We start from the raw sequence: 20,710 nt of genomic DNA on the forward strand, positions 1-20,710 counted from the left end.
CAGGGCCGGCATGCCGGCCCTGTTTTTTACAGTGAGTTCACCAGGGCTTCAAGCTGCCCGCGGTTGGTCTGTTTGGTATCGACCTTGACGTAGGCGCTGCGCTCCTCCGGCACCACAATCGCTTCCGCCACGCCCGGCTGGGCCTTCAGGCGGCTTTCCAGCGCCGAGTCCTTCACCGCCAGCGCCGACAGCGTAATGCGCAGGCTGCTGACGTAAGGCGGTTCCTTCATGGTGCCGCTGACCAGGAACCACAGCGCGGCCAGTACCGCGCCGGCGACGAACACCAATCCTGCGCCCTGCAGGCCGTACAGCCAGCCGCCCAGGCTGCCGCCGATCGCCACGCCGATAAACTGGCTGGTGGAGTAAACCCCCATCGCGGTGCCCTTATAGCCGGCCGGCGACTCTTTGCTGATCAACGAAGGCAGAATGGCCTCCATCACGTTGAACGCCATAAAGAACAGCTGCACGCCGGCGATGATGCCCCACAGGTGCGCGCCGGACAGCCACAGCAGCACTTCGGCGCAGAACAGCACCGCCACGCAGCCCATGAATACCTGCTTCATGCGGCGGTATTTCTCGGCGTAGATGATGAACGGCACCACGGCGACGAACGACACCAGCATGGTCACCAGATAAACGATCCAGTGCCGGCTTGCCGCCAGCCCGGCTTTTTCCATCGCCAGCGGCAGCGCGACAAAGCTCGACATCAGCAGAATATGCAGGCACATGATGCCGAAGTTGAGCTTCAGCAGCCGCGAGTTGCTCAGCACCTTGCTGAAGCTGCCGCGCACGATGCTCGACTCGCGGTTCAGCACGTGGTGGCTGGCGGAAGGCACCACCGCCAGGGTGATGGCGATGCCGGCCAGCGCCAGCACGGCGATCATCCAGAACAGCGCATGCAGGCCGTAGGCGTGGGTGACGATCGGCCCCAGCACCATGGCGATGGCGAAGGTGATGCCGAAGCTGACGCCGATAAAGGCCATCGCCTTGGTGCGATTCTGCTCGCGGGTCAGGTCCGACAGCAGGGCCATCACCGCCGCCGCAATGGCGCCGGAGCCCTGCAGCGCACGGCCGAGGATCACTCCCCAGATAGAATCGGTGGCGGCGGCGATCACGCTGCCGAGCGCGAAGATCAGCAGCCCGCCGACGATCAGCGGCTTGCGGCCGATGCGATCGGAAATCAGGCCGAACGGGATCTGGAAAATCGCCTGCGCCAGGCCGTAGATGCCGATGGCGATGCCGATCAGCGCCTCGCTGGCGCCGTTGAGCGCCATGCCGTAGGTGGTCAACACCGGCAGCACCATAAACATGCCGAGCATGCGCAGTGAAAATACGGTGCCCAGCCCCCAGGTGGCGCGGAGCTCCAGTGGGGTCATTGAATTATCGTTCACATCAAACCTCGGTAAAAACTATTCCGTCAGGTACTGGATAGAGCGCCTGAGGGAATGGCCTCTGTAAAAGCTGCGTCATTTTAGTGTGAAGGGCAGGGGGGGTAAATCTAATGTTGTTTAACAGATATTACAGCTTTCCTTGCAGGCTTGACGTCGCAGCGGCGTTGGCTGCGGTGCCAGTCATGTCGGGAAAAACGGATTTCTGGACGGGCAAATAAAATGGGCCGCAGAAGCGGCCCATTCACAGACGATTTGGCTTACCAAACGTAGGTCACCAGCGCTTCAGGCGCCGCCGTGGCGCTGAAGTCGATCGACATCATCACGCTCAGAGAGGTGATGGCGACGATGGAGAACACAAACAGTTTGCGCGCCCAGATGCTGTCGTTCTCGGTCTTGTAACCGCGCAGCGCCATGCCCAGCCACCACACGCTCACCGCCGCAGCGACGATCAGGTATTTGTAGCCGGCGTAGCCGCCGAGGGTCAGCATCAGCGTGGCGACCATAAAGGCCACGATATAGACCGTGATGTGGTTCTTGGCGACGGAAATGCCTTTCACCACCGGCAGCACCGGAATGTTGGCCGCCTGGTAATCTTTAAAGCGGAAGATGGCGATCGCATAGGAATGCGGCATCTGCCACAGGCTAAAGATAGCCAGCAGGATCAACGCGCCGGCGTCAAACTCGTTGGTCACCGCGCAGTAACCGATAACCGGCGGCGCAGCGCCCGACAGGCTGCCGATCAGCGTGCCGTATACCGAGTGGCGTTTCATGTACAGGCTGTAAACGCCGACATAAACCACGAAGCCCATCACCGCCAGCCACATGGCCAGCGGGTTGGCGCCGATATACAGCAACGCAAAGCCCGCAATACCCAAAACGGTAGCATAAACCAGGGTTACACTCGGCGCGATCAGGCCTTTTACCAGCACCCGGTTCTTCGTTCTCTCCATTTTCTTGTCGATGTCGCGGTCAATGTAGTTGTTAAACACACAGCCCGAGGCGACAACCAACGAGACACCCAGCAGGGTGGCGAGAAACAGGGGATAATCGATGCTTCCTTTGGAAGCAAGCAGGAATCCCCCAACGACAGAAATTAAATTGCCGAAAATAATTCCTGGTTTAGTGACTTGCAGGTATTGCTTAATCATCACGTGCAGCTCGACTCTTAACTGACCATCATATTGATGTTGAGGTTGTACATAATCCAGAGTGAACCCACAACAACGATACCGATGATCATAGCGGTGAACAGCAATGCCACCAGGTTCCAGCGCTCTTCCGATGAGGTGTTCATGTGCAGGAAGTAAATCAGGTGAACTACCACCTGAATGACCGCCATGCCGACAACAACCGCCAGGATGGTTGAATGAGAGGCTGTGCCGTTCATCACCATCGCAAATGGAATTACCGTCAGGATGATCGACAGGATAAAGCCGATCAGATATGACTTAACGCTACCGTGGCTTGCGCCGCCGTGAGAAGTTTCATGGGATGAATGGCTCATGACATAACCCCCAGCAGGTAAACAACGGTAAATACGCAGATCCACACCACGTCCAGGAAGTGCCAGAACAGGCTCAGGCACATCAGACGGGTTTTGTTGGTTGAGGTCAGGCCGCGTTTGCTCACCTGAATCATCATGATGATGATCCAGACCAGGCCGGTAGACACGTGCAGACCGTGGGTCGCAACCAGCGCGAAGAAGCTGGACAGGAACGCGCTGCGATCCGGACCGAAGCCTTCGGCGATCAGGTGATGGAACTCGTAGATTTCCATCGCGACGAAGCCCAGACCAAACAGGAAGGTCAGGAACAGCCAGGTGTTTACGCCGCCAACCTTGCCTTTGTTCATGGCGATCATCGCCATGCCGTAGGTGATGGAGCTGAACAACAGCAGGAAAGTTTCAACCAGGACAAACTTCAGATCGAAGATGTCTTTGCCAGAGGGACCGCCAGCGGTCCCGTTCACCAGTACTGCATAGGTCGCGAACAAGCTCGCGAACAAAATACAGTCGCTCATCAGGTAGATCCAGAATCCGAAGACTTTGGTCTCTCCCGCGTCGTGGTGCCCATGCTCTGCATGGGCTGCGTTATGGTTAGTCAGAGTATCAGTTGACATGTTTCACGCCTGCTTTGCTGATTTGTTCATAGTGTTGGTTCTCAATGCGCTCGATTTCATCAACCTGCACATAGTAATCAACATCTTCATCGAAGCTCTTGGCAATCCAGGTCACGATCATGCCCACGAAGGCAGCGATCGCCATCCACCAGATGTCCCAGATCATCGCGAAACCGAATACCAGGCTGAAACCAGCAATAATCACGCCGGCGCCGGTATTTTTCGGCATATGAATCGGCTCGTATTTCGCCGGTTTCTTATAGGCTTCGCCTTTTTCTTTCATGTCCCAGAATTCATCACGGTCGTGGATCTGCGGCACTACGGCAAAGTTATAGAACGGCGGTGGAGACGACGTTGACCACTCCAGCGTACGAGCACCCCATGGGTCACCGGTCAGATCGCGGTTCTGATCGCGGTCGCGCACGCTGACGAAGATCTGAATCAGCTGGCACAGGATACCGCAGGCAACCAGCGCCGCACCGCCGGCTGCGACCAGCAGCAGAGGGTGGAACTCAGGGTTGATGTTCTGGCTGATACGACGCGTCATGCCCATAAAGCCCAGAGCGTACAGCGGCATGAAGGCAACGAAGAAGCCGATGATCCAGAACCAGAACGCGCGGATGCCCCATTTTTCGTTCAGCGTGAAGCCGAAGGATTTAGGGAACCAGTAGGTCAGGCCGGCGAAGCAACCGAACACCACACCGCCGATGATCACGTTATGGAAGTGAGCAATCAGGAACAGGCTGTTGTGCAGCACGAAGTTCGCGCCCGGCACCGCCAGCAGAACCCCGGTCATCCCACCCACGGAGAAGGTGATGATGAAGCCAATGGTCCACAGCATCGCGGAGTTGAGCTGAATGCGGCCCTGATACATGGTGAACAGCCAGTTGAAGATTTTCACCCCGGTCGGGATGGAAATGATCATGGTGGCGATACCGAAGAAGGCGTTGACGTTCGCGCCGGACCCCATGGTGAAGAAGTGGTGCAGCCATACGATGAACGACAGAACGGTAATCGCGATGGTTGCCCATACCAGTGAGGTATAGCCGAACAGGCGTTTTCTGGAGAAGGTCGCGGTCACTTCGGAGAACACGCCGAACACCGGCAGCACCAGAATATACACCTCTGGGTGACCCCAGGCCCAAATCAGGTTGATGTACATCATCATGTTGCCGCCCATATCATTGGTAAAGAAATGGGTGCCCAGATAGCGATCCAGGGTCAGCAACGCGATGGTGACGGTCAGAATTGGGAAAGAGACGATGATCAGGACGTTAGTGCACAGCGCCGCCCAGGTGAACACCGGCATCTTCATCAGAGGCATGCCAGGCGCGCGCATCTTCATGATGGTGGCGAAGAAGTTCACGCCGGTCAGCAAGGTACCCAAACCGGAAATCTGCAGGCTCCAGATCCAGTAATCGACCCCGACGCCAGGACTGTACTCCTTGCCCGACAGCGGCGGATACGCCAGCCAGCCGGTCTGCGCGAACTCACCGACCCCCAGGGAGATGTTGATCAGCACCACGCCCACCACGAAGAACCAGAAGCTCAGGGAGTTCAGGAACGGGAAGGCGACGTCGCGCGCACCGATTTGCAACGGCACCACGACGTTCATCAGGCCGACCACGAAAGGCATCGCCATGAAGAAGATCATGATGACGCCGTGGGCGGTGAAGATTTGGTCGTAGTGGTGCGGCGGCAGGAATCCTGCCTCGCCGGCGGACGCAAGCGCCTGCTGGCTACGCATCATGATGGCATCGGCGAAACCACGCAGCAGCATAACCATTGCCACGATGATGTACATGATACCAATTTTTTTATGGTCGACCGAAGTCAGCCAGTCTTTCCACAGCCATTTCCATTTGCCGAAATAGGTTATCAGCGCCAGCAGTGCCAGGCCTCCAATAACAATTGCAGCAACGGTGACCATGATGATCGGTTCGTGGTACGGAACCGCATCAAGCGTTAATTTTCCCAACATCAGTTTATTCCTCGGCTCCGGCGTGAGCATGTTCACCCATGTCCATACCCTGGCTCATGTCCATACCTTCGTGCGCGGCAGCGCCTTTGTGCATGTCCATATCACCCATGAATTTGGCAATAGTTTCTTTGAACAAATTCGGTTTGACACTGGAGAAGTACTCGACCGGGTTATTTTCACTCGGTTCTGCCAGTTTGTTAAAGTCGCTGGTGGCGTTTAGGTTATTAGACGATTCTTTCACCTTGGCAACCCACTGATCGAAGTCGCCTTCGGTCGGGGTCACAATCGCGGTGAATTTCATGCCGGAGAACCCGCGGCCACTGAAGCTGCTGGAAATACCGTCGTATTTGCCCGCTTCGTTGCCGATCAGGTGCAGTTTGGTCTGCATCCCGGCCATCGCATAAATCTGCCCACCTAACTGAGGAATAAAGAACGAGTTCATTACCGAGTTAGAGGTGATCTTGAATTCGACTGGAACATCTTTCGGGAAAGCCAGCTCATTAACGGTCGCGATGCCTTGTTCCGGGTAGATAAACAGCCATTTCCAGTCGAGCGACACCACTTCGATCGTCATCGGCTTCTTGTCGGTGACAATCGGCTTGAACGGATCGAGCTCGTGGGTAGTCTTCCAGGTAATGGTGCCAAGGATGGCGATGATAATGATAGGAATGGTCCAGACGACCGCTTCGATCTTGTTGGAGTGCGCCCAGTTCGGGCTGTACTTGGCGTTTTTGTTGGAAGCACGGTACTTCCAAGCAAAGGCGAACGCCATGAAGATAACGGGTATCACCACGATCAACATCAAGGCGATTGCGGTGATAATCAGTGTCCGTTGCTCAACACCAATTGCTCCTTTGGGGTTCATCAATACCATATTGCAGCCGCTGAGCATTACAGTTGCCGCAATTAATGACATCATCCCAATACTTTTATTGTATTTCTTAAGTCTCATCTAACGACCTCAATTACAAAGGCTCTATTGTCGTTTCATGTGTGCGGGCATTTTACGGGAAGGTTGCAGTACTGTAAACCTGCTTAAGGGAGTGTCAGCGCCTTGTTGACACTTTATGTTAAGGGGGTCACAGATGTCACCCAGCGTGACAATTTACCAATGGCAACAACGCGTTGGCGCGCTGAATCGTGCCGGGTCGTTCGTATGTTAAGGAAAACTAAAGGTATGATGAATCCGGGCAGAAAAAACGCTTTTTTGAAATACGCAGGAAAGGTTTATTTAATGTAAAATAATTGTGTATTAAAGGTGAATTTAATTTTATTCCGCGTGGGTCGCTCGGATAAAAAATAATTTCAAGGCCAATTAATATTTTTTTAACCAAATAAACACCTCGCGCCGCGGCTCTTTTGCCGGCCGGCGCGAACGCCGGCCGGTCCCTCATGTCGGCCGGGTGCGGCGCAGCGCCAGGTAGTCCAGCAGGCTGCCCATCAGGATGCCCACCAGGCTGAGCGCGGCGCCGAACTGCAGCAGGCTATCGGCCAGCGACGGCGCCTGCGTCCACGCCAGAGCGTTGGCAATCAGCAACAGCAGCCACAGCCCCAGCAGCGAACATCCCAGCGTCAGCAGGCGCAGCGCCCAACGATAGGCGCCGGCGAAGGCGTTGCGCGGCATAAACTCGCCGGTCCGTTGCGTGTGCTCCAGCGTTTGGCGGCAGATGCCCAGCAGCAGCAGGCCGGGCAGGGCGGCGGCGATGGAGAATAAATAGAACAGCGCCCAGCCGTTGGCTTCGACGAACCAGCCGGCGATTGGCCCGACGTAGACGCGGCCAACTGCGGACAGCGCGGAAAGCAGCGCAAACTGCGTCGCGGAGAAAGAGCGGTTGCACAGCGTCATCAGCAGCGCAACGAACGCCGCGGTGCCCATGCCGCCGCACAGGTTCTCGAGGAAGATGGCGCTGCCCATGGTGATGATGTTTTTGTCGGTCACCGCCAGGATCCAGTAACCGAAATTGGAAACCGCTTGCAGGATGCCGAACAGCATCAGCGCGCGGAACAGGCTGAGGCGCTGCATCAGCACCCCGCCGAACAGCGCGCCGACGATGGTGGCGAACAGGCCGAGGGTTTTGTTCACCAGCCCCACTTCGCCGGCGTCGAAACCCACGCCGCGGATCAGGAAGGTGGTGCTCAGGCTGCCGGCGAAGGCGTCGCCCATTTTGTACATCACGATCAACAGCAGGATCAGCCAGGCGTTGTTGCGCGCAAAGAAATCGCGCAGCGGCGCGACGACCGCCTGTTCCATGGTGCGCGGCGCCGGGATGCTTTCGTCCGGTTCCGGCGCCATCAGCGTGGCGGCGATGCCGATCAGCATCAGCCCGGCCATCAACCAGTAGGTGGCCTGCCAACCGAAGTAGCGATCCGCCAGCCACAGCGCCAGCCCGCCGGAAACCAGCATCGCCAGCCGGTAGCCGAGCACCGAGATCGCCGCGCCGGCGCCGCGCTCTTCGGCGTTCAGCAGATCGGTTTTATAGGCGTCAAACACAATATCCTGCGAAGCGGAGCAGAACGCCACCAGCACCGCCAGCGCCGCCAGCCACCAGAGGTGTTCCGCCGGCTGCATGAAGCCCATCGCCACGATCGCCGCCACCAGCAGGAGTTGGCTGATCAGCAGCCAGCCGCGACGCCGCCCGAGGAACGGCGGGGTGTAGCGGTCCATAAAGGGCGACCAGAGGAATTTGAACACATAGGCCTGGCCGACCAGCGAGAAGATGCCGATGGTTTTCAGATCGATGTTTTCGACGGTCATCCAAGCTTGCAGCGTGCCGGAGGTCAATGCCAGCGGCAGGCCCGATGCAAAGCCCAGCAGCAGGAGAATGGCGGAATTACGCTGGGTGAAGATGTTCAGATACTGTTTCGACATGAGTTCCCTGTCGGCGCCGCCCGGCGTTCCGGGCGGCACGCGGCGTCCGCGGGTTAACGCGCGTTTTGCTTGATGAAGTCGTTGACGCTGGTGTCCTGCGCCATATCGGCGATCACGTCGCCCAGCACCGAGTTGACCGCATCGGTGATCTTCTCGTTGGTGGCGGTGAAGGCGCCCTGCACGTTATAGGTTGAGCGGTAGTTCTTCACCTGTTTGTTGCCGTTCTTCGCCTGGGCGATGATCGAGATGTCGGCCTTGGTGGTGATGTTGTAGCGCAGGTTGCCTTCAGAGACGTCCGCGTACAGGTTGTTGACCACGATTTGCAGGTCTACCGCGCCGTCGGCGCCGATCATGTAGCCGCGCGCGCCCATTTGCTTCTCCAGCACTTCCTGCAGCAGGAAGCGCAGATCGCGCGATGGCGTCAGGGTAACCAGTTGGCCGTCGCGATTCACTTTGGCCAGCGCCTGATCCTTGCGTTGATCCGCGCCGTTAATGCTGACGGTCACGCCCTGCAGGGTCGGATCCTGCAGCGGCAGGACAATCTTGGGCGTGACGTTCAGGGTATTGCTGCTGGTCGCGCAGCCGGCCAGCATCAGCGCGGCCAGCAAAGGAAGACAAAGTTTTTTTAACATGTTTACTGTCTCATTCTCGATGGATTTAGTCGTAATCAGAGCGGGATAGCCAACAACAAATTGCCGACATCATAGCATCGCCGCTGCCCGGTGGAAGCGCGGAACGCGCCCGAGTGACAAATTTTTACCTGTCGTTGATAAAAACATGCTTTTTTGGCCGGCTCAATCGGATTAACCTCAAGCGGCGGGCGAGGTTGGCCATTGTTTGCCCGCCAAGAAACAGAAATTTATCCCGGCGATGGTCTAAACGGAACAAAACCGGCTAATATTGAACTAGATGGGCACGGTCCTCTGCCGGTGTTGTAAGGAGATCCTATGATTCGCGAGCAAATAGAAGCAAAGTTAAGGGCGGCGTTTGAGCCCGCGTATCTGGAAGTCGTTGATGAAAGCTATCGTCATAACGTTCCGGCGGGCTCAGAAAGCCATTTCAAGGTGGTATTGGTCAGCGATCGCTTTGTCGGCGAACGTTTCCTGACGCGTCACCGTTCGATTTACGGCGTGCTGTCGGACGAATTGGCGGACGGCGTGCATGCGCTGGCGCTGCACACCTATACCCTGAAAGAGTGGGAGGGGCTGCAGGACACGGTGCCGGCTTCGCCACCCTGTCGCGGGGCCGGCACGCTGGCCTGACGGCTAAAATTTGCGGTAATCAGTGGAACTTTGCCCATGATTTGGGGTATTACTACTGACGAATTTTGGAACGGCCTGCGGGCCGTTTCTGTTTTTGACGACGACACGGCCGAGGCGCAATGCGGCCAAACGGCGGTCGGCTTTGAGGCCTTTTGGCGATCAAATCGGCAAAAGTGTGAGTTTTAGCGCGCCTGCGCCGCCTTGCTTTCCTCGACTCGCCACGCATGCGCCGCTATAATGTCGCGTCTTATTTTTCCGGAATGGTTTCGGGACGCTTCTGTCATCAGGGAACTCGGTTCTGTAATGTAGCCGTCCTGGTTCTTGGAACGGAGTTGACCGAGCACTGTGATTTTTTTGAGGTAACAAGATGCAAGTTTCAGTAGAAACCACTCAAGGCCTTGGGCGCCGTCTCTCTATTACTGTACCGGCTGATACTATCAATCAGGCTGTGAAGAAAGAGCTGATCAACGCGGCGAAAAGCGTTCGTATCGACGGCTTCCGCAAAGGCAAAGTGCCGATGAACATCGTTGAACAGCGTTACGGCGCTTCTGTTCGTCAGGACGTGCTGGGCGAAGCGATGCAGCGCAGCTTCGTTGACGCGATCATCAAAGAAAAGATTAATCCGGCCGGCGCGCCAAACTACGTGCCGGGCGAGTACAAAGAGGGTGAAGACTTCACCTTCGCCGTTGAGTTCGAAGTGTATCCGGAAGTTGAGCTGAAAGGCCTGGACAGCATCGAAGTCGAGAAGCCGGTGGTTGAAGTTAACGACGCTGACGTCGACACCATGCTGGACACCCTGCGCAAGCAGCAGGCGAGCTGGAAAGACAGCGACCGCGCAGTGGAAGCTGAAGACCGCGTGACCGTTGACTTCACCGGTTCTATCGACGGCGAAGAGTTCGAAGGCGGCAAAGCCTCTGATTTCGTTCTGGCCATGGGCCAGGGCCGCATGATCCCGGGCTTCGAAGAAGGCCTGGTCGGTCACAAAGCCGGTGAAGAATTCACCATCGACGTCAACTTCCCGGAAGACTACCACGCGGAAAACCTGAAGGGCAAAGCGGCTAAATTCGCTATCGTTCTGAAGAAAGTTGAAGAGCGCGAGCTGCCGGAACTGACCGAAGAATTCATCAAGCGTTTCGGCGTGGCTGATGGTTCCATCGCCGGTCTGCGCGCCGAAGTGCGTAAAAACATGGAGCGCGAGCTGAAAGGCGCGGTGCGCAACCGCATCAAGACTCAGGCGATCGACGGCCTGGTCAGCGCTAACGAAATCGACGTTCCTGCTGCGCTGATCGACGGCGAAGTTGACGTTCTGCGCCGTCAGGCGGCACAGCGTTTCGGCGGCAACGAGAAGCAAGCGCTGGAACTGCCTCGCGAACTGTTCGAAGAGCAGGCCAAGCGTCGCGTGGTGGTCGGTCTGCTGCTGGGCGAAGTGATCAGCACCAACGATCTGAAAGCTGACGAAGACCGCGTGAAAACGCTGATCGAAGAAATGGCTTCCGCCTACGAAGATCCGAGCGAAGTCGTTGAGTTCTACAGCAAAAACAAAGAGCTGATGAACAACATGCGCAACGTCGCTCTGGAAGAACAAGCGGTTGAAGCCCTGCTGGCGAAAGCGAAAGTGACTGAGAAAGCCACTACCTTCAGCGAGCTGATGAACCAGACTCAACAGGCGTAATGTCTGCGTGCGGGGGCGCACTCCGTTGCGCCCGCGGGTTCGGCCTTCGAACCCCTGCATGATAAAAAAGCCCGTAACCTTCGGTTGCGGGCTTTTCTTTTTGCCACGTTGCTGATTAATCTCAGGTTAAGCGTAGCAATATGCACTATATTTACCCTGTTGCATCGGGAAGGGGCTGGCATGATAGGGTCAGCCGAACGGGATGTGCGCGGGCGCGTGGAGAAAATCGCCGCCTGGGCTTGAAATTCCGCCGTCGTTCCCCAATCTGTAAAAAAGAATCTAGGGGCTGTTTGCCAGAGTGCGCGGGATGAAATAACCGTCGGGTACGTGTGGCGCGGGTCGAATGCTTGAGCATAGTCATCATGACCGTTCTCAAGTAGAATCGGTGTATTAGGGTGTAACCCTGGCCGCCAAGGCAATTTCTATTAGGAGACGGTAATGTCATACAGTGGCGAACGAGATCAATTTGCACCTAACATGGCCCTGGTGCCGATGGTGGTAGAGCAGACTTCACGCGGGGAGCGTTCTTACGACATCTATTCCCGCCTGCTGAAAGAGCGCATCATTTTCCTGACCGGTCAGGTTGAAGACCACATGGCCAACCTGATTGTGGCGCAAATGCTGTTCCTCGAAGCGGAAAGCCCGGAAAAAGACATTTTCCTCTATATCAACTCGCCGGGTGGCGTGATCACCGCAGGCATGTCAATCTATGACACCATGAAGTTCATCAAGCCGGACGTCAGCACCATCTGTATGGGCCAGGCGTGCTCGATGGGCTCCTTCCTGCTGACCGCCGGCGCCAAGGGCAAGCGTTTCTGCCTGCCGAACTCGCGGGTGATGATTCACCAGCCGCTGGGCGGCTATCAGGGGCAGGCGACGGACATCGAAATCCATGCGCGTGAAATCCTGAAGGTGAAGGCGCGGATGAACGAGCTGATGGCGGAACATACCGGCCAGTCGCTGGAGCAGATCGAACGCGACACCGAGCGCGATCGCTTTATGACCGCGGAAGAAGCCGTGGAATACGGTCTGGTTGACGGCATTCTGACACACCGCAGCTAGAACCACGCGGCGCCGATAGACTATAGTAATCAGAGTGGGCGCGGCTCGCTCTGTTGAGGATTATCGGCGTTCCCGATATGAGTTTGGGCGCACTGCCGCCGTGATTTTCCTGCGGGACAAAGACTAAAGAAGAGGTTTACTGATGACAGATAAGCGCAAAGACGGTTCAGGAAAGCTGCTGTACTGCTCTTTCTGCGGCAAAAGCCAGCATGAAGTGCGTAAGCTGATTGCCGGTCCGTCAGTGTATATCTGCGATGAATGTGTTGACCTGTGTAACGACATTATTCGCGAAGAGATTAAAGAAGTTGCCCCGCATCGTGAGCGCAGTGCGCTGCCGACGCCGCACGAAATCCGCCATCACCTGGATGACTACGTCATTGGCCAGGAGCAGGCGAAGAAAGTGCTGGCGGTTGCGGTGTACAACCACTACAAACGTCTGCGCAACGGCGACACCAGCAACGGTATCGAGTTGGGCAAGAGCAACATTCTGCTGATTGGCCCGACCGGCAGCGGTAAAACCCTGCTGGCGGAAACGCTGGCGCGTTTCCTGGATGTGCCGTTCACCATGGCCGACGCCACCACGCTGACCGAAGCCGGTTACGTGGGTGAGGACGTGGAGAATATTATCCAGAAGCTGTTGCAGAAGTGTGACTACGACGTGCAGAAAGCGCAGCGCGGCATCGTCTATATCGATGAAATCGACAAGATTTCTCGTAAGTCGGACAACCCGTCAATCACCCGCGACGTGTCGGGCGAGGGCGTGCAGCAGGCGCTGTTGAAGCTGATCGAAGGCACCATCGCCGCGGTGCCGCCGCAGGGTGGGCGCAAGCATCCGCAGCAGGAATTCCTGCAGGTCGACACCTCGAAGATCCTGTTCATCTGCGGCGGCGCCTTCGCCGGCCTGGATAAGGTGATCGGTCAGCGCGTCAATACCGGTTCCGGCATTGGCTTCGGCGCGACCGTCAAGGGCGAATCCGAGAAGGCGACCGAAGGCGAGCTGCTGCTGCAGGCCGAACCGGAAGATCTGATCAAGTTCGGTTTGATCCCTGAGTTCATCGGCCGTCTGCCGGTGGTGGCGACGCTGAGCGAACTGAGCGAAGACGCGCTGATCCAGATCCTGAAAGAGCCGAAAAACGCCCTGACCAAGCAGTATCAGGCGTTGTTCAACCTGGAAGGCGTCGAGCTGGAGTTCCGTGACGAAGCGCTGAACGCCATCGCCAAAAAGGCCATGGCGCGCAAAACCGGCGCCCGCGGCCTGCGTTCCATCGTGGAAGGCGCGCTGCTCGACACCATGTACGATCTGCCGTCGATGGACAGCGTAGACAAAGTGGTGATCGACGAGTCGGTGATCGCCGGCCAGTCTAAGCCGCTGTTGATTTACGGCAAGCCGGAAGCGCAGGCTTCAGGCGAATAATTCGCCAGTCAAACCAGAACGTTAATAGCAAAATGGGGGATTTTATCCCCCATTTCTTTTTCCTGCATTCTTGCCGTTGAATGTAAGAGATTCATCCCCATATACTCATTAACCAGATTTTGTGAAACGTTTGATGCTTGCGTCTCATGAGATTCCCCCTCAACCTGGCGGAAATTAAACTAAGAGAGAGCTCTATGAACCCTGAGCGTTCCGAACGCATTGAAATCCCCGTCTTGCCGTTGCGCGACGTGGTGGTTTATCCGCACATGGTGATCCCGTTATTTGTTGGCCGGGAAAAATCGATTCGGTGCCTCGAAGCAGCAATGGATCATGATAAAAAGATCATGCTGGTGGCACAGAAAGAGGCCTCAACGGATGAACCTGGCATTAACGATTTATTCTCCGTCGGCACCGTAGCGTCGATCCTGCAGATGCTGAAGCTGCCGGACGGCACGGTAAAAGTGCTGGTGGAGGGCCTGCAGCGCGCACGCATCACCACGCTTTCCGACAGCGGCGAGCATTTTGCCGCCCAGGCGGAATACCTCGAGTCGCCGGCGATCGACGAGCGCGAGCAAGAAGTGCTGGTGCGCACCGCGATCAACCAGTTTGAAGGCTACATCAAGCTGAACAAAAAGATCCCGCCGGAGGTGCTGACTTCGCTGAACAGCATCGACGACGCCGCGCGCCTGGCGGACACCATCGCCGCGCATATGCCGCTGAAGCTCAGCGACAAGCAGTCGGTGCTGGAGATGTTCGACATTACCGAGCGTCTGGAGTACCTGATGGCGATGATGGAGTCGGAGATCGACCTGCTGCAGGTCGAGAAACGCATCCGCAACCGCGTCAAGAAACAGATGGAAAAAAGCCAGCGCGAGTACTATCTGAACGAGCAGATGAAGGCGATTCAGAAAGAGCTGGGCGAGATGGACGACGCGCCGGACGAACACGAAGCGCTGAAGCGCAAGATCGAAGCGGCGAAAATGCCGAAAGACGCGCGCGAAAAAACCGAAGCGGAACTGCAAAAGCTGAAAATGATGTCGCCGATGTCTGCGGAAGCGACCGTGGTGCGCGGCTATATCGACTGGATGCTGCAGGTGCCGTGGAATGCGCGCAGCAAGGTGAAAAAAGACCTGGTCAAGGCGCAGGAAGTGCTCGATATCGATCACTACGGCCTGGAGCGCGTCAAGGATCGCATCCTCGAGTACCTCGCGGTGCAGAGCCGCGTCAGCAAAATCAAGGGGCCGATCCTGTGCCTGGTGGGGCCGCCGGGGGTGGGTAAAACCTCGCTGGGCCAGTCGATCGCCAAGGCGACCGGCCGCCAGTACGTGCGCATGGCGCTGGGCGGCGTGCGGGACGAAGCGGAAATCCGCGGCCACCGTCGCACCTACATCGGCTCCATGCCGGGCAAGCTGATCCAGAAAATGGCCAAGGTCGGGGTGAAAAACCCGCTGTTCCTGCTGGACGAGATCGACAAGATGTCTTCCGACATGCGCGGCGATCCGGCTTCGGCGCTGCTTGAGGTGCTGGATCCTGAACAGAACGTGGCGTTTAACGATCACTACCTGGAAGTGGATTACGATCTGTCCGACGTGATGTTCGTGGCCACCTCGAACTCGATGAACATTCCTGCGCCGCTGCTGGACCGTATGGAAGTGATCCGCCTGTCGGGCTACACCGAGGACGAGAAGCTCAACATCGCCAAGCAGCACCTGCTGCCGAAGCAGCTTGAGCGCAACGCGCTGAAGAAAGGCGAACTGACGGTAGACGACAGCGCCATCGTCGGCATTATCCGCTTCTACACCCGCGAAGCCGGGGTGCGTAGCCTGGAGCGCGAAATCTCCAAGCTGTGCCGCAAAGCGGTGAAAGCGCTGCTGATGGACAAGAAGATCAAGCACATCGAGATCAACGGCGACAACCTGAAAGACTACCTGGGCGTGCAGCGCGTCGACTACGGCCGTGCGGATACCGAAAACCGCGTGGGCGAAGTGACCGGTCTGGCGTGGACGGAAGTGGGCGGCGACCTGCTGACCATCGAAACCGCCTGCGTACCGGGCAAGGGCAAGCTGACCTACACCGGTTCCCTGGGTGAGGTGATGCAGGAGTCGATTCAGGCTGCGTTGACCGTGGTGCGGGCGCGGGCGGAAAAACTGGGCATCAACGCCGATTTCTATGAAAAGCGCGATATCCACGTTCACGTGCCGGAAGGGGCGACGCCGAAAGACGGGCCGAGCGCCGGTATTGCGATGTGCACCGCGCTGGTTTCCTGCCTGACCGGCAACCCGGTGCGCGCCGATGTGGCGATGACCGGCGAGATCACGCTGCGCGGTCAGGTGTTGCCGATCGGCGGCCTGAAAGAGAAGCTGTTGGCGGCGCATCGCGGCGGCATCAAAACCGTGCTGATCCCGTACGAGAACAAGCGCGATCTGGAAGAAATTCCGGACAATGTTATCGCCGATCTGGAGATTCATCCGGTGCAGCGAATCGATGAAGTTTTGAACATTGCGTTGCAAAACCCGGCCTTCGGCGCACTGCCGGTCGCGGTAAAATAGTGACGAATCGCAAAAACCATTGATAAAACTTATGCTGGCAAGCCATTTCGGACTTGCCAGCATTTTTTTGTACCGCTAAGTTAGTAAGCTGTCGGCCTGTGTTTTGCCTCCCAGACGGTGGCTTGCCAAGGTCCGATGGGATTGATATAACAGCTGCGCTGTCGCAACCGTAGGGATTTTTCGGTGCGACGATTGAATTCTAGAGGGGATGATAGAGTGAATAAGTCACAACTGATCGACAAGATTGCCGCAGGTGCTGATATTTCCAAAGCGGCAGCTGGACGCGCTTTAGATGCAGTAATTGCTTCTGTTACCGACTCCTTGAAGGCAGGGGATGACGTGGCCCTGGTTGGTTTCGGCTCCTTCACCGTTCGTGAGCGTTCGGCCCGTACCGGCCGTAACCCGCAAACCGGTAAAGAGATCAAAATCGCGGCAGCCAAAGTTCCGGCCTTCCGTGCAGGGAAAGCGCTGAAAGACGCAGTAAACTGATAGTTTGCGTCTAACCGTTTAGCGAGACAGGGTTTTGTAATAAACAATCACCTGACGCAACGGTGCTGGTAAGGTAAGATACAAGGCGCATCGGATTGATGCGCTTTTTTTATTTTTGTCGCAGGGAACGCGCCTGCACAAGGGTTTTTAATCCACATCACAGCGGAGTGTTGTCACACTATGATGGACAATTTACGCGCGGCTGCTAATCACGTCGTGCTCAAAATCATCCTGGGCCTGATCATTTTGTCATTTCTTTTGACTGGGGTGGTCAGCTATCAGGGGAGTTCCGGCGATTATGCTGCGAAAGTAAATGGCCAGACGATCGAACGCGCTCAGCTGGAACAGGCTTTCCAAAGCGAACGCAGCCGCATGCAGCAGCAGCTGGGTGACCAGTTCTCCGCGCTGGCGGGCAACGAAGGCTACATGCAGCAGATGCGCCGCCAGGTGCTGTCCCAGTTGATCGACAACATGCTGCTGGACCAATACGCCAAGAAATTAGGTCTGAGCGTCAGCGACGATCAGATCAAGGAGGCCATCCGCAAGGCGCCTTACTTCCAGACCAACGGCCAGTTCGATAACGCCAAATACCTCGACCTGATCGGCCGCATGGGCTACACCGCGGATAACTTCGCGCAGTCAATGCGCCAGCAGCTGGTCAACCAGCAGGTGATCCAGGCCTTCGGCGAGTCGGGCTTCGTGCTGCCGGCCGAGTCCCAATCCATGGCGGCGCTGGTGTTGCAGGAGCGCGACGTGCGCCTGGCTACGCTCGATCTGAAAGCGCTGCAGGCCAAGCAGAGCGCCGGCGACGACGAACTGAAAGCTTATTACGACCAGAACAAGAACAGCTTTATCGCGCCTGAGCAGGTCAAGGTCAGCTATATCCCGATGGACGCCGCGTCCATGCAGGACAAGGTAAAGATTACCGACGCCGACGTCAGCGCCTACTACGATCAGCACAAGAGCAGCTATGGCCAGCCGGAGCGCAAGAACTACAGCGTGATCCAGCTGAAAACCGAGGCGGAAGCCAATGCGGTGCTGGATGAGCTGAAAAAGGGCGGCGATTTCGCCACCCTGGCGAAGGATAAATCCACCGACATCATCTCGCGCCGCACCGGCGGCGAGCTGGGCTGGCTGGAGCCGGAAACCACCGCCGACGAGCTGAAGCAGGCTGACCTCACCGAGAAAGGCCAGCTGTCCGGCGTGGTGAAATCCTCCGTCGGCTACCTGATCGTGCGCCTGAACGACATCGAGCCTGAGAAAGTGAAGCCGCTGAGCGAAGTGCATGACGCCATCGCCAAGCAGGTTCAGCAGGAGAAAGCGGTAGACGCCTATTACGCGCTGCAGCAGAAGGTGAGCGAAGCGGCGACCAGCGATAACGAATCCCTGGCCTCGGCCGAGGAAGCGGCCGGCGTGAAGGCGGCGCAAACCGACTGGTTCACCCGCGACAACATCCCCGCCGCGCTGAACTTCAAGCCGGTGGTGCAGTCGATCTTCGACGGCTCGCTGATCGGCGAGAACGGCGCGCCGGGCAGCAACTCCGACGTGATTACCGTCGACGGCGACCGCGCCTTCGTGGTGCGCGTGACCGGTCACAAGCCGGAAGGCATCGAACCTTTCGACCAGGTCAAGGATCGCGTGGCGGAGCTGGTGAAGCGCAACAAAGCGGTTCAGGAAGCGAAGCTGCAGGGCGAGAAGCTGCTGGTTGAGCTGAAGCAGGGCAAAGGCGACGAAGCGATGAAAGCCGCCGGCCTGAGCTTCGGCAGCGTGCAGAAAATGGCGCGCGCGCCGGAAGACAGCCAGCTGGTGGAGAGCGTGTTCGCGCTGCCGCACCCGCAGGAAGGCAAACCGGTTTACGGCATGTCGCAGGACCGTCAGGACAACGTGGTGCTGATCGCGCTCGACGCGGTTAAGCCCGGCAGCCTGCCGGCGGAAGAAATGAAAACCTTCGTGGGCAAGATGGAAGAAGGCGCCACCGGCGTTTCCTTCGACTCGCTGCTGGCGAGCCTGCGTAAGGACGCCAAGATCAAGATGGGCGCCGCCGAGCAGCAACAGCCTCAGTAACCGCCGCATTTCTCTGCAACGCAATGCAATAATCAAAGGCCGCTTTCGCGGCCTTTTCCATATCTGAAATCCGTCGATTGCTGAATATCCGCCGCCGCGGCAAGGTGAGCTTGCTGTCAAACACAAGGAGGATACAGCATGCAACATACAGAGAAAAAAGCGCGTTATGGTTATGGTCACTGTGCAAGGGCGGCGCTCGCGGCCTGTCTGCTGTGCCTGACGGGGCCGCTGATGGCGGCGGAGAAACCCGCCGCGCCGCCGCCGATCCTGTCGACGTCGCCAGCGGCCGCCGGGCCGGGAGCGTCTGCCGCGGATGAGATGACGGTGAGCATCAACCAGGCGGACGCCGAACAGTTGGCCAGCATGCTCAAGGGCGTTGGGTTGAAAAAAGCGGAGGGCATCGTGCGCTACCGCGAACAGAACGGGCCTTTCACCCAGATTGAGCAGCTGCAGGAGGTGCCGGGCATCGGGCCGGCGCTGTTTGAAAAAAACCGGGCGCGCTTGAAAATGTGATCCCGATCGCGGCTGCGTGGCAAAGTGCCTTTGCAGCCGTTTTTCCTCTGCTACATTTTACAGGTCTTACCAGTTTGGCGCGTTGACCAAACGGGCGAGGGGGCCGCAGCCGGCCCCTTCTTTCTGTAATCACCAGGCAGGAGTCGTCGCTTCTTATGCAAACCTTTATCAAAGTCCGCGGTTACCACATGGATGTCTACCAGCACGTCAACAACGCCCGCTATCTGGAGTTTCTGGAAGAGGCGCGTTGGGAGTGGCTGGAACATGAAGAAGGCTTTCGCTGGATGACGGAAAACAACATCGCCTTCATCGTGGTGAACATCAACATCAACTACCGTAGCCCGGCGGTATTGGGGGACAAGCTGCGCATCGACAGCCAGATGGTGCAGCTAAACGGCAAAAGCGGCGTGCTGAGCCAGAAGGTGACGCAGGATCCGGCGGGGACGCCGGTGGCGGACGCGATGCTGACCTTCGTGTGCGTCGATCTGAAAACCCAGCGGGCGTTGCCGATTGAGGGGCAGCTGCGCGAACACCTGCAGGCGCTGCTGCCGCCGGAAGCGGAACGGTGAAACAGGGACGGCGGCGGTTGCCGCCGTTATGCACTCAGGCCAGAGCGGCTTTCCGCTTCAGGCTGGCCATCACTTCCGCCCGGTTGCCTTGGTACTGCTGCAGACCGTTGGCGCGCAGGTTACAGGCGGCGCATTCTCCGCAGCCGTCGCCCTTGATGCCGTTGTAGCAGGTCAGGGTATCCTGGCGAACCCGCTCCAGCTGGTGGTAGTAGTCCGCCAGCGCCCAGGTCTCGGCCTTGTTCAGCCACATCAGCGGCGTTTCGAAACGAATATCCCTGGCGATGCCCAGCACCACCGCCTGATTCAACGCTTTGACGAACTCGTCGCGGCAGTCCGGGTAGCCGGAGAAGTCGGTTTCACAGACGCCGGTGATCACCGCTTCCGCCTCGACCTGATAGGCGTAGATCGCCGCCAGCGTCAGGAACAGGATGTTGCGGCCCGGCACGAAGGTGCTCGGCAGCGCGTTTTTCTGATTAGGGTCGTAGGCCGGAACCGGGATGTTGTCACGGGTCAGGCTGCTGACGGCCAGCTCATTGAGCAGCGTGACGTCCAGCACCTTGTGCGCTTTGGCGCCGAGGGCCGCCGACAGCGCCTGAGCCACCTCAATCTCGGCGCGATGGCGCTGGCCGTAATCGAATGTGACGCAGTGAACTTCGTCATACTGTTGCAATGCCTGGATCAGGCAGGTGGTGGAATCTTGTCCACCGCTGAAAACGACAACCGCGCGCTTCATAAAATCACCTTATGGGCTTTGGCC

At 57.6% G+C, this 20,710-nt stretch carries 18 protein-coding genes; 9 read left to right on the forward strand and 9 right to left on the reverse strand.

Annotated features, from left to right (window positions below; translation table 11 throughout):
- Positions 1–26: 26 nt before the first annotated feature.
- From CKW09_RS05535 to CKW09_RS05570, 8 genes are all read right to left on the reverse strand, one after another.
- Complete coding sequence (locus tag CKW09_RS05535) at positions 27–1,391, reverse strand: MFS transporter (protein WP_161990695.1); 1,365 nt, start codon at positions 1,389–1,391, stop codon at positions 27–29.
- A 257-nt stretch (positions 1,392–1,648) separates the two neighbouring features.
- The gene (gene cyoE, locus CKW09_RS05540) at positions 1,649–2,539 is read right to left on the reverse strand and encodes a heme o synthase (RefSeq protein ID WP_061796265.1); all 891 of its coding nucleotides are present in this window, start codon (positions 2,537–2,539) and stop codon (positions 1,649–1,651) included.
- Between the two features lie 17 nt (positions 2,540–2,556).
- Positions 2,557–2,895: a cytochrome o ubiquinol oxidase subunit IV gene (locus tag CKW09_RS05545; protein ID WP_061796267.1), complete on the reverse strand. Its 339-nt coding sequence runs from the start codon at positions 2,893–2,895 to the stop codon at positions 2,557–2,559.
- Positions 2,892–3,509 (reverse strand): cytochrome o ubiquinol oxidase subunit III, encoded by a 618-nt coding sequence (locus CKW09_RS05550; protein WP_061796269.1) that lies wholly within the window; start codon positions 3,507–3,509, stop codon positions 2,892–2,894. Before CKW09_RS05550 ends, CKW09_RS05545 begins: the two co-directional genes overlap by 4 nt.
- Positions 3,499–5,490, reverse strand: a complete 1,992-nt coding sequence (gene cyoB, locus CKW09_RS05555; protein WP_095096036.1) for a cytochrome o ubiquinol oxidase subunit I — start codon at positions 5,488–5,490, stop codon at positions 3,499–3,501. The genes CKW09_RS05550 and cyoB overlap by 11 nt, the downstream gene beginning before the upstream one ends.
- Positions 5,491–5,494: 4 nt before the next feature.
- Positions 5,495–6,442, reverse strand: a complete 948-nt coding sequence (cyoA, locus tag CKW09_RS05560) for a cytochrome o ubiquinol oxidase subunit II (protein ID WP_061796273.1) — start codon at positions 6,440–6,442, stop codon at positions 5,495–5,497.
- A 438-nt stretch (positions 6,443–6,880) separates the two neighbouring features.
- Positions 6,881–8,359 (reverse strand): muropeptide MFS transporter AmpG, encoded by a 1,479-nt coding sequence (gene ampG, locus CKW09_RS05565; protein ID WP_061796275.1) that lies wholly within the window; start codon positions 8,357–8,359, stop codon positions 6,881–6,883.
- 53 nt (positions 8,360–8,412) lie between these two features.
- Positions 8,413–8,991 carry a lipoprotein gene (locus tag CKW09_RS05570; RefSeq protein WP_061796277.1) on the reverse strand — a complete coding sequence of 193 codons (579 nt, stop codon included), beginning with the start codon at positions 8,989–8,991 and terminating at the stop codon, positions 8,413–8,415.
- Positions 8,992–9,306: 315 nt separating this feature from the next.
- Between CKW09_RS05570 and bolA the strand changes: the two genes are divergently transcribed.
- The 9 genes from bolA to CKW09_RS05620 all read left to right on the forward strand — a co-directional run bounded on the left by bolA (position 9,307) and on the right by CKW09_RS05620 (position 19,953).
- Positions 9,307–9,621, forward strand: a complete 315-nt coding sequence (gene bolA / locus CKW09_RS05575) for a transcriptional regulator BolA (RefSeq protein WP_004949296.1) — start codon at positions 9,307–9,309, stop codon at positions 9,619–9,621.
- Between the two features lie 367 nt (positions 9,622–9,988).
- Positions 9,989–11,293: a trigger factor gene (gene tig / locus CKW09_RS05585; RefSeq protein WP_061796279.1), complete on the forward strand. Its 1,305-nt coding sequence runs from the start codon at positions 9,989–9,991 to the stop codon at positions 11,291–11,293.
- A gap of 438 nt (positions 11,294–11,731) precedes the next feature.
- On the forward strand, positions 11,732–12,355 hold the full coding sequence (clpP, locus tag CKW09_RS05590) for an ATP-dependent Clp endopeptidase proteolytic subunit ClpP (protein WP_061796281.1): 624 nt from the start codon (positions 11,732–11,734) through the stop codon (positions 12,353–12,355).
- Between the two features lie 142 nt (positions 12,356–12,497).
- Positions 12,498–13,769, forward strand: a complete 1,272-nt coding sequence (gene clpX / locus CKW09_RS05595; protein WP_004940354.1) for an ATP-dependent protease ATP-binding subunit ClpX — start codon at positions 12,498–12,500, stop codon at positions 13,767–13,769.
- A 194-nt stretch (positions 13,770–13,963) separates the two neighbouring features.
- Positions 13,964–16,318: an endopeptidase La gene (gene lon / locus CKW09_RS05600; RefSeq protein ID WP_061796283.1), complete on the forward strand. Its 2,355-nt coding sequence runs from the start codon at positions 13,964–13,966 to the stop codon at positions 16,316–16,318.
- A 216-nt stretch (positions 16,319–16,534) separates the two neighbouring features.
- Positions 16,535–16,807 carry a nucleoid-associated protein HU-beta gene (gene hupB / locus CKW09_RS05605; RefSeq protein ID WP_004940351.1) on the forward strand — a complete coding sequence of 91 codons (273 nt, stop codon included), beginning with the start codon at positions 16,535–16,537 and terminating at the stop codon, positions 16,805–16,807.
- A 180-nt stretch (positions 16,808–16,987) separates the two neighbouring features.
- Positions 16,988–18,871, forward strand: a complete 1,884-nt coding sequence (gene ppiD / locus CKW09_RS05610) for a peptidylprolyl isomerase (protein ID WP_061796285.1) — start codon at positions 16,988–16,990, stop codon at positions 18,869–18,871.
- Between the two features lie 138 nt (positions 18,872–19,009).
- The gene (locus CKW09_RS05615) at positions 19,010–19,384 is read left to right on the forward strand and encodes a ComEA family DNA-binding protein (protein ID WP_095096039.1); all 375 of its coding nucleotides are present in this window, start codon (positions 19,010–19,012) and stop codon (positions 19,382–19,384) included.
- Between the two features lie 155 nt (positions 19,385–19,539).
- Positions 19,540–19,953 carry an acyl-CoA thioesterase gene (locus tag CKW09_RS05620; protein WP_061796289.1) on the forward strand — a complete coding sequence of 138 codons (414 nt, stop codon included), beginning with the start codon at positions 19,540–19,542 and terminating at the stop codon, positions 19,951–19,953.
- A gap of 34 nt (positions 19,954–19,987) precedes the next feature.
- Here CKW09_RS05620 and queC read toward each other — a convergent pair whose 3' ends face one another.
- Positions 19,988–20,686: a 7-cyano-7-deazaguanine synthase QueC gene (gene queC / locus CKW09_RS05625; protein ID WP_061796290.1), complete on the reverse strand. Its 699-nt coding sequence runs from the start codon at positions 20,684–20,686 to the stop codon at positions 19,988–19,990.
- Positions 20,687–20,710: the final 24 nt, after the last annotated feature.

Origin of the sequence: Serratia ficaria (genome assembly GCF_900187015.1) — a bacterium.
GTDB classification, from domain to species: domain Bacteria; phylum Pseudomonadota; class Gammaproteobacteria; order Enterobacterales; family Enterobacteriaceae; genus Serratia; species Serratia ficaria.

What these genes read in the sequence shown, in the direction of transcription:
- cyoE (WP_061796265.1), bottom strand. Translation starts at nt 2,539, where the DNA reads ATGATTAAGCAATACCTGCAAGTCACTAAACCAGGAATTATTTTCGGC.
- CKW09_RS05545 (WP_061796267.1), bottom strand. Translation starts at nt 2,895, where the DNA reads ATGAGCCATTCATCCCATGAAACTTCTCACGGCGGCGCAAGCCACGGT.
- CKW09_RS05550 (WP_061796269.1), bottom strand. Translation starts at nt 3,509, where the DNA reads ATGTCAACTGATACTCTGACTAACCATAACGCAGCCCATGCAGAGCAT.
- cyoB (WP_095096036.1), bottom strand. Translation starts at nt 5,490, where the DNA reads ATGTTGGGAAAATTAACGCTTGATGCGGTTCCGTACCACGAACCGATC.
- cyoA (WP_061796273.1), bottom strand. Translation starts at nt 6,442, where the DNA reads ATGAGACTTAAGAAATACAATAAAAGTATTGGGATGATGTCATTAATT.
- ampG (WP_061796275.1), bottom strand. Translation starts at nt 8,359, where the DNA reads ATGTCGAAACAGTATCTGAACATCTTCACCCAGCGTAATTCCGCCATT.
- CKW09_RS05570 (WP_061796277.1), bottom strand. Translation starts at nt 8,991, where the DNA reads ATGTTAAAAAAACTTTGTCTTCCTTTGCTGGCCGCGCTGATGCTGGCC.
- bolA (WP_004949296.1), top strand. Translation starts at nt 9,307, where the DNA reads ATGATTCGCGAGCAAATAGAAGCAAAGTTAAGGGCGGCGTTTGAGCCC.
- tig (WP_061796279.1), top strand. Translation starts at nt 9,989, where the DNA reads ATGCAAGTTTCAGTAGAAACCACTCAAGGCCTTGGGCGCCGTCTCTCT.
- clpP (WP_061796281.1), top strand. Translation starts at nt 11,732, where the DNA reads ATGTCATACAGTGGCGAACGAGATCAATTTGCACCTAACATGGCCCTG.
- clpX (WP_004940354.1), top strand. Translation starts at nt 12,498, where the DNA reads ATGACAGATAAGCGCAAAGACGGTTCAGGAAAGCTGCTGTACTGCTCT.
- lon (WP_061796283.1), top strand. Translation starts at nt 13,964, where the DNA reads ATGAACCCTGAGCGTTCCGAACGCATTGAAATCCCCGTCTTGCCGTTG.
- ppiD (WP_061796285.1), top strand. Translation starts at nt 16,988, where the DNA reads ATGATGGACAATTTACGCGCGGCTGCTAATCACGTCGTGCTCAAAATC.
- CKW09_RS05615 (WP_095096039.1), top strand. Translation starts at nt 19,010, where the DNA reads ATGCAACATACAGAGAAAAAAGCGCGTTATGGTTATGGTCACTGTGCA.
- CKW09_RS05620 (WP_061796289.1), top strand. Translation starts at nt 19,540, where the DNA reads ATGCAAACCTTTATCAAAGTCCGCGGTTACCACATGGATGTCTACCAG.
- queC (WP_061796290.1), bottom strand. Translation starts at nt 20,686, where the DNA reads ATGAAGCGCGCGGTTGTCGTTTTCAGCGGTGGACAAGATTCCACCACC.